Source organism: Myxococcus sp. MISCRS1 (genome assembly GCF_026626605.1).
Classification (GTDB): domain Bacteria; phylum Myxococcota; class Myxococcia; order Myxococcales; family Myxococcaceae; genus Myxococcus; species Myxococcus fulvus.
Genome location: NZ_JAPNKB010000001.1, coordinates 9,477,395 through 9,489,593 on the forward strand (window position 1 = coordinate 9,477,395; position 12,199 = coordinate 9,489,593).

Here is a 12,199-nt window from a genome sequence, read left to right on the forward strand (position 1 = left end):
CTACTTCTTGAAGTGAATCTTCCCCTTGAGCTGCACCTTGGCGCCGCCCTTGAGGCCCTCCGCGTCCACCGTCAGCGTCGAGCCCGACAGCTCGAACACCTTGCCCCCGCCCTTGAGCTTCGCGCCGCCTGGCGCGGTGAGGGTCACCGTCTTGGCGGACATCGCGAAGTCCTTGCCCACCTTCTCGGAGATGGGCCCCGCGGAGGTGACGGCCACCGCGCCCACGGCCTCCAGGATGAGGTCCTCGCCCGTCTTGAAGTCCGCCAGGCCCGTGGTGAGCACCTTCGCCGCGCCGACGTCCTCCGACTTGGCGCCCTTGAGCACCTCCACCTTGGCGCCGCCCACCGTCTCCGTCTTCCCGCCGCCCACCGTCTCGACGATGGCCGTCGCCGCGTTGATGGAGAACGCCGCGCCCACGGTGCGTGAGCAGTCCGCGTTGAAGGTCTCCAGCACGTGGTTGGCCAGGACGTTCATCGGTCCGCCGATGGTGTCGCTGCGCTGGCCGTCCACCGTCTGGGAGAAGTTGCCGGTGACGCCCCAGTCGTCCACCGCGCCGACCTGGACCACCTTGGAGCCCGTCGTCTCCAGCACCGCGTTGCTCGTCACGCTGAGCCCCTGGTTGGCGCCGATGTCCACCGACTCGTCGCCTCCCACCAGCGACGTGGACTGGTCGCCCACCTCCTCCTGCGCGTTGTTGACGATGTCCTCGGAGAGGTCGTGCCCGGTGACGAGCTTGAAGTCCTTGGAGGAGTGGATGAAGAACTCCATGCCCCCGTTGCCGTCCTGGATGCGCACCTCGTTCGTGCTCCCGCCGCCGGGCGAGGTGGCCGACTGGAGCGTGGACTGCGTCCGCTCGTCCGGGAGGGCGTACGGCGGCATCGTCTCCTGGTTGTAGAGCTTCTGCAGGACGACGGGGCGGTCCGGGTCTCCGTCCAGGAAGCCCACCTCCATCTCCCAGCCCACGCGCGGCAGGAGCATGCTGCCGCTGGTGTTCTGCTGCTGCACGCGCATCCAGCACGAGGCGGTGTCGTCCACCTTGCCCTCGCGATCCCAGTAGAAGTGGACCTTGATGCGCCCGAACTCGTCGACGTGGATCTCCTCGCCCGGCGGGCCGGTGACGACCGCGCTCTCCTTGCCCCACACGCGCGGGCGCGGGGTGCGCCGCGGGGGGCGGAAGTCGGCGCCCGCCGAGGGGATGGCCCGCACGCGGGTGCCGAAGCGGGTGGACTCCCCGTCGTCCGCCTGGACCAGCGCGTAGTCGTGGGTGACCTGCAGGAGCAGGTACTCCTGGCAGAGGAAGGAGGGCAGGGCGTCGAGCAGGGAGAACAGGCGCCCGGGCTGGAGCCGGAAGCTGTTGCTGCGCGCCTCCAGGACCATCCGCTCCTGCACCAGCCCGCTCAGGCGGTTGCGCGCGCGGCGGACGCCATCCGAGGGGCTGGAGAAGGAGCCCGGGTATTCGTAGCGCGGGAAGTCCGCCTCACTGGAGCGCTCCTCGGCCTCCAGCGGCTCGCTGGGGCTGCGCCAGTTCCAGTCCCGCGTGGTGTACAGGCCGTGCACCAGTCGCGAGGTGAAGGTGAGCTCCGCCACGCGCTCGTCCTCCGCGTGGATGAGCGAGTCGCGCGTGAAGCCGAGCGCGGGCGTCCCCAGGATGGGCTCGTGGGCGGAAGGGGCGTCCGCGAGCTTCAGCACGTGCTCGGTGGGCAGGTGCTCGAACCAGAAGAAGATGCCCTCGTCCTCCAGCAGCCGGAGCACGAAGTCCAGGTCGCTCTCCTTCCACTGGGTGCAGTACTCCCGCTTCATGTAATCGCGGGACAGGTGCCACTCGGTGGACTCGGCTGGAAGGCCCGCCTTCTCCAGGACGGCCTGGATGATCTCCACCGCCGTCATGTCCTGGAATATCTGGCTGCGGCTGCGGTAGCGCAGGCCGTGCAGCCGGGGCCGCAGGCGCAGCCGGTAGACGAAGCCATGGGTCGCCAGCCTGGAGCGGTACTCCGCCTCCTCCACGACGCCGTGGAAGCAGCGCTCCTCGAAGCTGCCCTCGGAGAAGGTGGGGGAGAGCCTCAGCGTCCCCGCCGTCCCGATGAGGGCCGTCAGGTCCAGATCCGGATCATCACAGGCGAACTCGAGCTCCACGTCGAAGAGCTCGGACAATCCCTCGCGGGCCGTGGCCCGCAACACGATGGCCTCCGCGGGAAGGTTCGCATGGTCGATATGGGCACGCACCTCCATGCTGTCTCCCCCTCGTCGTTCAGGATGTCAGTCTCAAGGACATCCTTGCCCATATGCAACTCCATGTGGCGCGGTCGCCCTCATCCCTGGCGGCCAACACCTCCCTGGGTGGGGTGAACGCGGACGGTGTGAAGTCTTCGGTCACAAGTCCGCGACCCGTACTTCCGGAGGACCCGTGGAGGCTGGCGGCGACCCCCTCTAGAGGAGCGCTCGATGCGCTGACGGACCCCCGGTGAAGCGTGAGTCCTCGCACTTTCCGTGAACAGTGGCGGGAGATAATTCCCGCGAAAATGTCGCGTCGTCATGCGTCAATGACATCCCGGACGCTGGCTGTGCCCTGTCTTGAACTGAAAGGGGTGGCTGTGGCACGTTGTGAGCGATTCTGCTGGCGCGCAGCGACTTTCAGAGAGGATGCCATGCCGGTTAGTGGGGGGGGCTTCGGCCCACGGGCGCGGGTTTGCGTCGGGGGGTTCCCGGGAGTGACATTGCTCTGGGGGCTGCTCGCGGGTGCTTGTGCCCACAACCCGCCGCCCCCGGCGGCGTGTGAGCAGCCGCCTCCATTCCTCATCCAGCTGGAGGCCGGCACGCGACTGAACCCGGATGACCAGGGCCGCTCGCTGCCGACGAACATCCAGGTGTACCAGCTCAAGGACTCGCGCCGCTTCGAGGCCGCGGAGTTCCAGGACCTCTGGCAGCGCCCCAAGGAGGTGCTGGAGGAGGACCTGCTCGCCGTGGACGAGCTCACCCTGGAGCCGGGCCAGCGCCTGTCGCGCGAGGTGAACCGCACGCCCAAGGCGGAGTACCTCGCCGTGGTGGGCGTGTTCCGCCGTCCCGCGGGCGTGGTGTGGCGCGACGTGGAGCGGCTGCCCGCGGTGAAGCCGGAGGACTGCCGCCCGGGCGCGCCGCGCGAGACGTCGCTGCGCTTCCTCGTCGAGGACTACCGCGTCGAGGCCCGGGCCGGCGAGGTCCGCAGATGAAGACGCCGCAGCGGGTCGTCTGGTCCGAGGGGATGTTCATGAATCCCCAGCACCTGCAGCAGTCGGACCTCTACCACGAGGGCCTGCTGGCGGCCCGGCTCGGCGCGCTGACGCCCTACGACTGGGGCGTGGTGGAGCAGGAGGTGGACGAGAAGGCGCTCTCCGCCGGCCAGCTCCAGCTGCTGCGCTTCTCCGGCATCCTCCCGGATGGCCTGCCGCTGTCCTTCGAGCGCGGCCAGCCCGAGGCCCCGCAGACGCGGCCCATCGAGGAGCACTTCAGCGCCAACAAGCGCTCGCTGGACGTGTACCTGGGCGTGGCGCGCGAGCGCGAGGGCATCGCCAGCTACGGCGCGCCGGACGAGTCCACCACGTCGCCGCGCTTCTCCCTGGTCAACCGCACGGTGCCGGACCTGGCGGCGGCCGAGTCCGTGGTGCCGGTGGCCTTCGCGCAGCGAAACCTCCGGCTGCTCTTCGGCACCGAGCCGCGCGAGGACTACGACGTCATCAAGATCGCGGAGCTGGTGCGCGACAAGACGGGCGGCGTGGCGCTGGCGAGCAACTACATCCCCCCGTGCCTGCGCGTGTCCGCCTCGCCCTTCATCCTGGAGCGCATGCGCAGCATCCTCAAGGCGATGCAGGGCAAGCAGCGGGAGCTGGCGGACGGGCGCCGGCACCGCGACGCCACCGCGCTCGAGTTCACCGCCGGGGACGTGACGAAGTACCTGCAGCTGAGCGCGCTCAACGGGCTCATCCCCCAGGTGGCCCACGTGGTGGAGGTCGCGGACCTCAACCCGCAGATGGTGTACCTGCTGCTGTGCCAGGCGGCGGGCCAGCTCTCCACGTTCTCCGCGGAGGCGGACCCGGGGGACCTGCCCAAGTTCCAGTACACGAACCTGCGCGCCACCTTCGAGGGCCTGTTCCAGGTGCTCCAGAAGCTCCTGGACGTGGTCGCCATCGAGCAGTGCATCACCGTGTCGCTGGAGCCGCGCAAGGACGGCATGCACCTGGGGCGCATCGAGGACGAGCGCTTCCTGAAGTGCTCGCAGTTCATCCTCGCGGTGCGCAGCGACCTGCCCGAGGCGGACGTCGCCAAGAGCCTGCCGGTGCTGTCGAAGATCGCCAACTTCGCGGAGATACGCGACATCATCAAGGCCGCCGCTCCGGGGGTGCCGGTGGAGGTCACCTTCCGCCCGCCCGCCGAGGTGCCGGTGAAGCCGGGCGTCGTGTACTTCTCGCTCGAGAGCGGCGACCCCTACTGGAAGAACGTGATGAGCGAGCAGAACGTGGCCGTGTACCTGCCGCGTCCGTTCGAGCCGTCGAAGACGAAGCTGGAGCTGCTCGCGGTCCCCAAGGGGGGAAGCGGGGGGCCTCCGGCGAAGAAGAACGCCGTCAGTCGTTGAAACAAGGTCGTGCGGGGGGCCGTCCAAATCACCGGCGAGCGGCGGTTCGCGGTGAGGCTCCCTGTCGACATGGGGTGGAGGCATCGACAGGATGGACCGGATCAATTCCATCACGCAGGAGTGCTTCGGGGCACTGCTGCAGCTGAGGCAGTTCGGGGACCATGCGCTCCCCTCGGCGGAGCTCGTGCACCGGCAGCTGCGCACGTTCTTCGACCGGCTGCTCAAGCGCGCCGGAGAGCTGGGCTTCAACCAGCAGGACGCGCAGGAGATTGCCTACCCCATCGTCGCGCTCGCCGACGAGCTGGCCCTGGCGCGCGCCGACACCTTCCGGGAGTACTGGCTGGCGAACCTGCTCCAGTTCCACTACTTCCGGGAGAACCGCGCCGGTGACGGGTTCTTCACGCGGCTGGAGGAGGTGCGCAAGGACTCGCAGCGCACCGAAATCCTCCGCGTCTACTACCTGTGCCTCATCTTCGGCTTCAAGGGCCGCTTCCGGGTGCGGGGCGGCGAGCTGGAGCTGATGCAGCTCACCGAGGCGCTCCAGCGGGAGCTGGCCCGCACGCACAAGTTCGACACGGAGACGCTCTCCCCCCATGGAGACCGTCCGCCCGACAGCGCGGTGAGCGCCAAGCGCACGCTGCCCCTGTTGGCCATCTCCGCCGCCGCGGTGGTCTTCGCGCTGCTGGTCTACACCGGCCTGCGCATCGGCCTGTCCAGCAGCGTGTCCTCCCTCGTCGAGGAGGTCGCGGCCTCCTCTCCCCAGCAGCCCTAGGACGCTCGCGATGCTGCTGCTCACCTTGTTCATCGCGGTCTTCATCGTCATGGTGTGGACCGTCGTCATCCTCTTCAGCCTGCCGCTGTGGGGCGCCATCGTCCCCACCGTGCTGCTGGTGGCCATCGTCATCGGCGCGTACCTGTACCAGCGCCACCTGGCGTCCAAGGCCGCGCGCGACATCGAGCGGGAGCTGGGCGTGCAGGCGGACGCCCAGTTGCAGAACGTGCGGCCGGATCAGCAGGAGGAGATCCAGGCCATGCAGGCCGAGTTCTCCAAGGCGCTCCAGTCGCTCAAGTCCTCGAAGCTCGCGCGAGCGCGGCAGGGCAAGGACGCGCTGTCGGTGCTGCCCTGGTACATGATCATCGGCCCGCCGGGCTCCGGGAAGAGCACGGCGCTGCGCAACTCGGGCATCCAGTTCCCCTACCTGTCGGCGCGCGGCGGCGGCGTGAAGGGCGTGGGCGGCACGCGCAACTGCGAGTGGTGGCTCACCAACGAGGGCGTCATCCTCGACACGGCCGGCCGCTACACCACGGAGGACGACGACCGCGAGGAGTGGCTGAGCTTCCTCGACATGCTCAAGCGCAACCGCCCGCGCAAGCCCGTCAACGGGCTGGTGGTGGCGGTGAGCGTGGGGGAGCTCATCGGCATCGACGAGGAGCAGACGGTGCAGCTCGCGCAGACCATCCGCGAGCGCGTGGACGAGGTGATGGAGCGGTTGAAGATGATCGTCCCCGTCTACGTGATGTTCACCAAGTGCGACCTGCTCGCGGGCTTCGTGGACCTCTTCGGGGACCTGGCGAAGGCGGAGCGCGGGCAGATCTGGGGCTTCACGCTGCGGCCCGAGGACGCGCGCGAGGCGATTGGCGAGACGTTCGCCGCGCGCTTCGACGAGCTGGCGGAGGTGGTGGAGCAGCGCTCCATCGTGCGCCTGGGCTCGGAGCGGCACCCCGAGACGCGCGAGCGCATCTTCCGCTTCCCCCAGCAGTTCGAGGGGCTGCGCGGCAACCTCATCGAGTTCGTGCAGGCGCTGTTCGCGGAGAACGTCTACGCGGACACACCGGTGATGCGCGGGGTGTACTTCACCAGCGGCACGCAGGAAGGCAGCCCCATCGACCGGGTGATGAACAAGATGGCGGAGGCCTTCGGCATCCGCCGCACCACCACGCCCTCGGGCAGCCGCCCCGCGGTGGAGTCCCGCTCCTACTTCCTGCGGGACATGTTCGCGGACGTGGTGTTCCCGGACCAGAACCTGGCGATGCGCAGCTCCGCGGAGGTGCAGCGCCAGAAGCGCATGCAGCTGGCCTACGCCGGAGGCTGCCTCGCCGTCGCCCTGCTCATCCTGCTGTTCCCGGCCATGTCCTTCTTCGAGAACCGCAAGTTCATCCAGACGACGCGGGTGATGGCGCAGGCGCTCAAGCTGGAGGAGGCCAACAAGGAGGGCGGCGCCGGGAAGATGGTCGACGCGATGATGCCCATGCGGCAGCAGCTCGACCAACTGCTCCAGTGGAAGGAGGACGGCCCGCCCACCGGGATGCGCTTCGGCATGTACCGGGGCGACGACCTGCTGGGGCCGCTCGGCGCGTTCTACGGCGCCACCGTGCGCCGCGTGCTGGTGGACCCGGTGCTCACGGGGGACCTCAAGGACGCGAAGGCCTGGGTGGAGAAGGCGCGCGACCGGGAGGAGCGCCCCACGGCGAGCTCGTACGCGCTCTACTTCGACCGGCTGAAGCTGCACCTGCTGCTCTCCGGTCCTCGCACGCCCCGCGAGCCGGAGCTGGGTGAGGCGGAGCGCGAGTGGATCGTCAACAGCCTCCGGGAGCGGTGGGGGCGCAAGGCGGGCTTCACCGACAGCGCCCACCGCACCACGCAGATGGCGAACCACATCGACCTGTACGCGAAGCTGCTGGCGCAGGACCCGGCGCTCGCCTTCACGCGCAACGACCAGGTGGTGCGCGACGTGCGCGTGGTGCTGGACCGGCTGCCGTTCTCCGAGCTCGCGCTGGCGCAGCTCATCTCGGAGGTGTCGCGCAAGAAGGACCAGTACGACGTGACCCTCTCCTCCATCCTGGGCAGCACCGCTCAGCACATCAAGGGCACGGGCCGCGTGCGCGCCGCCTTCACGCGCAAGGGCTGGGAGAAGGTGGTGGAGCCCAAGCTGGAGCACCCGCTGCAGGGCGCGGACATCTGGGTGCTCGACAAGGACGCCAACTCCACCAACGAAATCGAGCTGGCGCGCCAGGAGCGGGCGCTGCGCTCCGCCTACTACAAGCAGTACATCGAGGAGTGGAAGGAGTTCCTCAGCACCCTGAGCATGAAGGAGCCCACGGACGCGACCGTGGCGCTGGCCATGCTGGAGGACCTCACCCGCGGCGAGCCGCCCCCGCTGGGAAAGCTCTTCCGTGCCGTGGCCTACAACGTGCGGCTGGGCGGAGAGCAGGTGGAGGGCAAGTCCGACGCGGACGGCATGCTCGACAAGCTCAAGCAGAAGCTGGGCCCCAAGGGGAAGGTCATCGAGTCGGGCGTGCGGTTCGCCAACGGGAAGCTCTCCGAGGACGAGGCGCCGAGCGAGGAGGAGGAGCGTGACTACACCGCGGTCGACGTGGAGCCGGCCTTCGCGGGCCTCCTGAAGTTCGGCGCCGCGCCGCCGCAGGCGAAGGGGCCCGACGCGCCTCCGCCCGAGGCCATCCCCCTGGACATCTACCAGGAGCAGCTGCAGTTCCTCCGCGACGCGCAGCGCGCCTCCATGGAGAGCCAGTCGGAGACGGCCGCGATGATGACGCGGGTGCAGACGGCGCGCGTCATCATCCAGTCGCTCATCCAGGCGCAGGAGGTGGGGTGGCGCCCGCGCATCGAGGCGCTCTTGTGGCCGCCCATCGAGAAGATCTCCGACCTGACCATCCGCGAGCAGGGTGGCAAGGCGAGCGACCAGTGGTGCAGCGAGGTGGCCAACGCCTTCAAGCAGAAGCTGGCGGGGCACTACCCCTTCAACCGCAACGGGCAGGACGCGGCGGTGGCGGACGTGGGGGACTTCTACCGCTTCGAGTCCGGCACGCTGTGGGGCTTCTACGGCGGCGTCCTCAAGAGCCACGTCGAGCAGTCGGGGACGCGCTTCAAGTTCGTCACGCGCGCGGGCCGCGCGGGCGGCAACATGTACTACGGCTCCGTGCTCTCGTTCCTCGCGCGCTCGCGGGAGATCTCCGAGTCGCTCTTCGGCGCGAGGGACGCCGAGCCGGGCGTGAAGTTCGCCTTCCACATCCGCCCCTCGCCGAAGCTCTCCTCCATCCGCTTCACGGTGGACGGACAGACGGTCGAGTACAACAACGGCCCCGAGGAGTGGCACAACTACGAGTGGCCCGGGAAGGGCGGCAAGTCGCTGGGCGCCACCATCCGCGTGCGCAACAACCAGGGCAAGACGGAGACGCTCGAGCAGGAGGGCGAGTGGGGCCTGTTCCGCCTGATGGAGGAGGGGACGCCGAACGTCTCGGGCGGCGGCCGGACGTTCTCGGTGACGTGGTCGATGCCCTCGCTGGACGCCGAGGTCATCATCGACTTCCGTCCGACGCGCAGCGCCTCGCCGTTCTTCGGCGTGTCCCCGGGCCGCACCCCCAAGCTGATGCAGCCATTCCGCGCGCCGGGGATGAGTCCTCCACGCGTCATCGCGAAGGGAGGCGTGGGATGCTCGGGGTAGTCGGCCGCAACCAGGTGGCGCTGTTGGGCAAGGCGCCGTGTCAGGGAGACTTCATCCGCTGGAACGCGGCGGATGCGGTGTCACAGGCCTTCCACCGGTGGCTGGAGGAGTCGCACGAGGCGGTGCGGCGCGCCAACACCCAGCTGCCCTCGGAGCCCACGTGCTTCGTCTTCACCATGCCCGGCGGACGCCAGGCCCTGGTGGGCACGCTGGCGACGAGCACGGACAAGGTGGGGCGCGTCTTCCCGCTCGCCGTGTACGTCGCCGTCGACGCGGCGGGCGCGGCGGAGCAGTTCCCCTCGATTCCCGACAGCTTCCGGGCCTTCTTCGCCGCCGGCGCGCGCCTGCTCGCGGACGCCGCGACGCTGTCCGCCAGCGAGCTGGAGTCGCGCGTGGAGGCGCTCTCGGCCGTGTCCTCCGCGGACACAATGGGCGCGAGCGCGCAGCGCCGACGCCTGGAGTCGAGCCCCGCGGGGCTGCTCGTCCAGCGACTGCAGGGCGACGGCGCCGCGCCCGGCGTGGCCTACTACGCGTTCAACACCTTCCTGAAGGCCTGCCAGGCCGAGCGCGGCAAGGAGCCCGCGAAGCCGGGCGTGACGCTGGAGTGTCCGTTCCCGGAGGCGCTCGGGCCCTTCTGCTGGGCGGAGCTGGCGAAGCGGCAGCTGGGCTGGCGCTCGATGCCTCCGGCGATGTTCTGGCACCTGGGGCCGTCGCCGCGGCTGCTGCTGTCCATCGGCACGCCGGGCGTCGCGCTGCTGATGCACCTGGCGAAGCCCGAGCACTCCAGCATGAAGGTGTGGCCGCTGCTCACCCGGCAGCAGTCCGCCATCGACAGCGCGCAGAAGGCGCTCACCCCCGCGAGACGGCAGGCGCTCGAGGACCCCACCACCCCGGTGGAGTCGCTGCTCGCCGCGTTCGGGACCTGAGCACGAAGGCCGCACGGCGAAAGGAGGGCGGATGGCGATGACGTTGGAGCAGCTCAAGCAGCGCGCGAAGGAGTGGTTGGAGCCGGTGTCGGCGGCGTCGCCCGCGGGCAAGGCGGCCAAGTCGGAGCCGGGCTATCTGGCGGTGCTCGCGGAGGTGGCCAAGCTGGAGGCCGTCACCGGCGGCGCCGTCGACTGGGCGCTCGTCCTGGACTCCAGCGGCAAGGTGCTCCAGACCAGCTCGAAGGACCTGCGCATCGCCACGTACCTGGCCCAGGGCCTGTACCAGACGCAGGGCCTGGACGGGCTCGCCACGGGCCTCGTCGTCGTCTCCGAGCTGATGGACCGCTACTGGCCGGAGCTCTTCCCGGAGCTGACGCGCATGCGCGGCCGCTCCAACGCGGTGACGTGGCTGGTGGAGCGCGCGTCCAATCAGCTGCCGTCGCTGGAGGTGGGCGCGTCGGACCGCGAGCGCGTGGAGGCGCTCGACGTCGCGGCCAGGCGCCTGGCGGAGGTGGCGCGCCAGAAGTTCGAGACCAACGGGCCCGCGATGCGCCCGCTCCTGGAGAGCGTCCAGCGCCTGCTCGCGTCGCTGCCCGAGGCCGCGCCGCCCCCGCCGCCCGTCGCACCCGTCACGTACAAGCCCGCACCGGCTCCGAGCGCGCCGACTCCTCCGGCCGTGGCGCCTCCGCCGCCACCGAAGATCGCTCCGGTGGCCGCGCCCGCGGCGGCGATGCCCGAGGTGGGCGCGCTGGCGAGCGCGGAGGGCGCGGTGGACTTCCTGCGTCAGACGGGCACCGCGCTGGCGAGCGCGGCGGGGCTCGTGCGGCGCGCGTCGCCCGCGGAGCCCATGCCCTACCGGCTCCTGCGGGTGGGGCTCTACCTGCACCTGGCCCAGCCGCCTCCGGGGGACGCCAGCGGCAAGACGAGCATCCCCGCGCCGCCCGCCGCGCTGCGGGCCAACCTGGAGCGCATGGCGGCGAACGCGCGCTGGGTGGAGCTGCTCGAGGAGTCCGAGTCGGCGCTCGTCCAGCACCGCTTCTTCCTGGATCCGCACTTCCTCAGCGCCCGGGCGCTGGGCGAGCTGGGACACGCCGCCGCGCGCCAGGCGCTGATGGGCGAACTGGCCTCGTGGCTCAAGCGCATGCCCACCGTCCCGGGGCTGCTCTTCGGCGACGGCACCCCCGTGGCCTCCAATGAGACGCGGACCTGGCTGGACACGGTGCTCGCCACGCCTGTGGCGCCAGCCGTTACACCCGCCTCACGCGACGAGAAGGACGACGCCAGCGCGGACGTGCTCGCCGAGGCGCGCAAGCTATTGGCTGGCGGGAACCCCGCGGGCGCCGTGGGGCTGTTGCAGACCCAGGTGGGCGCTGCGGGCACGGGCCGCAAGCGATTCGTGGCCCGGCTCTCCCTCGCGCGGCTGTGCGCGGCGGCGGGGCAGGCCCCCGTGGCGCGGGCCCTCTATGAGTCTTTGGACCGGGAGTCGGTGACGCACGGGCTGGATGTCTGGGAGCCGGCGCTCGCGGCGGAGTGTCTGGAAGGATGGCTTGCGCTCACGCGGCCTCCTCCAAAGTCGCCGGAGGCGCTGGTGTCTGACTTCACTGCCCGTTATCATCGGCTGTGTCTGCTTGATCCCGGTGCTGCGCTGAAGGTGTCTCTGTGACGGGGGGCAGCGAAGCCATCCCCAACCAGGAGGTCGTGCGGTGAGCAAGGAAGGGTCTGTGGCTCCGAAGGAGCGCGTCAACATCGTCTACAAGTCGGAGACCGGGAATGCGCAGTCGGAGGTCGAGCTGCCGCTCAAGGTCCTCGTGGTGGGCGACTACACCGGTCGTCAGGATGAGCGCCCCGTGGAGGAGCGCGCGCCCATCAACATCGACAAGGGCAACTTCAACGAGGTGATGGCCAAGCAGGGGCTTTCACTGGACGTGAGTGTGCCCAACAAGCTCTCCAACGAGCCGGACGCGTCCATGTCTGTCTCGCTGAAGTTCCAGACGCTGGCGGACTTCACTCCGGAGGGCATCGTCAACCAGGTGCCGGAGCTGCACCAGCTGTTGCAGCTGCGCGCGGCGCTCAACGCGCTGAAGGGCCCGTTGGGCAACGTGCCCGCCTTCCGCAAGAAGATCCAGGCGCTGCTCGGGGACACCGAGGGACGTCAGCGATTGATGGCGGAGCTGGGGCTGGACAAGAAGTCGGAGTAGGGCGGC

Annotated in this window: 8 protein-coding genes; 7 read left to right on the forward strand and 1 reads right to left on the reverse strand. The window is 69.9% G+C overall.

The genetic code is table 11. The features are described 5' to 3' along the window. Nucleotides 1–2,229 (reverse strand): type VI secretion system Vgr family protein, encoded by a 2,229-nt coding sequence (locus OWM54_RS38080; protein ID WP_267700553.1) that lies wholly within the window; start codon nt 2,227–2,229, stop codon nt 1–3. Between the two features lie 479 nt (nt 2,230–2,708). Between OWM54_RS38080 and tssJ the strand changes: the two genes are divergently transcribed. The 7 genes from tssJ (at nt 2,709) to tssB (ending at nt 12,193) form a co-directional block, all read left to right on the forward strand. After that, nucleotides 2,709–3,206: a type VI secretion system lipoprotein TssJ gene (tssJ, locus tag OWM54_RS38085; protein WP_223747565.1), complete on the forward strand. Its 498-nt coding sequence runs from the start codon at nt 2,709–2,711 to the stop codon at nt 3,204–3,206. Next, nucleotides 3,203–4,606: a type VI secretion system baseplate subunit TssK gene (tssK, locus tag OWM54_RS38090; protein ID WP_223747566.1), complete on the forward strand. Its 1,404-nt coding sequence runs from the start codon at nt 3,203–3,205 to the stop codon at nt 4,604–4,606. The genes tssJ and tssK overlap by 4 nt, the downstream gene beginning before the upstream one ends. A 91-nt stretch (nt 4,607–4,697) precedes the next feature. Continuing rightward, complete coding sequence (locus OWM54_RS38095; RefSeq protein ID WP_267700554.1) at nt 4,698–5,378, forward strand: DotU family type IV/VI secretion system protein; 681 nt, start codon at nt 4,698–4,700, stop codon at nt 5,376–5,378. A 10-nt stretch (nt 5,379–5,388) separates the two neighbouring features. Further along, nucleotides 5,389–9,069: a type VI secretion system membrane subunit TssM gene (tssM, locus tag OWM54_RS38100; RefSeq protein ID WP_267700555.1), complete on the forward strand. Its 3,681-nt coding sequence runs from the start codon at nt 5,389–5,391 to the stop codon at nt 9,067–9,069. Beyond that, a complete protein-coding gene (gene tagF / locus OWM54_RS38105) occupies nt 9,057–9,995 on the forward strand; it encodes a type VI secretion system-associated protein TagF (RefSeq protein WP_267700556.1) in 939 nt (312 codons plus the stop codon). The genes tssM and tagF overlap by 13 nt, the downstream gene beginning before the upstream one ends. A 31-nt stretch (nt 9,996–10,026) precedes the next feature. Beyond that, nucleotides 10,027–11,658: a type VI secretion system protein TssA gene (gene tssA, locus OWM54_RS38110; RefSeq protein ID WP_267700557.1), complete on the forward strand. Its 1,632-nt coding sequence runs from the start codon at nt 10,027–10,029 to the stop codon at nt 11,656–11,658. Between the two features lie 58 nt (nt 11,659–11,716). After that, complete coding sequence (tssB, locus tag OWM54_RS38115) at nt 11,717–12,193, forward strand: type VI secretion system contractile sheath small subunit (RefSeq protein WP_223747570.1); 477 nt, start codon at nt 11,717–11,719, stop codon at nt 12,191–12,193. Nucleotides 12,194–12,199: the final 6 nt, after the last annotated feature.

Excerpts from the sequence above, each read along its gene's own strand:
- OWM54_RS38080 (WP_267700553.1), bottom strand. The coding sequence starts at position 2,229 with ATGGAGGTGCGTGCCCATATCGACCATGCGAACCTTCCCGCGGAGGCC.
- tssK (WP_223747566.1), top strand. The coding sequence starts at position 3,203 with ATGAAGACGCCGCAGCGGGTCGTCTGGTCCGAGGGGATGTTCATGAAT.
- OWM54_RS38095 (WP_267700554.1), top strand. The coding sequence starts at position 4,698 with ATGGACCGGATCAATTCCATCACGCAGGAGTGCTTCGGGGCACTGCTG.
- tssM (WP_267700555.1), top strand. The coding sequence starts at position 5,389 with ATGCTGCTGCTCACCTTGTTCATCGCGGTCTTCATCGTCATGGTGTGG.
- tagF (WP_267700556.1), top strand. The coding sequence starts at position 9,057 with ATGCTCGGGGTAGTCGGCCGCAACCAGGTGGCGCTGTTGGGCAAGGCG.
- tssA (WP_267700557.1), top strand. The coding sequence starts at position 10,027 with ATGGCGATGACGTTGGAGCAGCTCAAGCAGCGCGCGAAGGAGTGGTTG.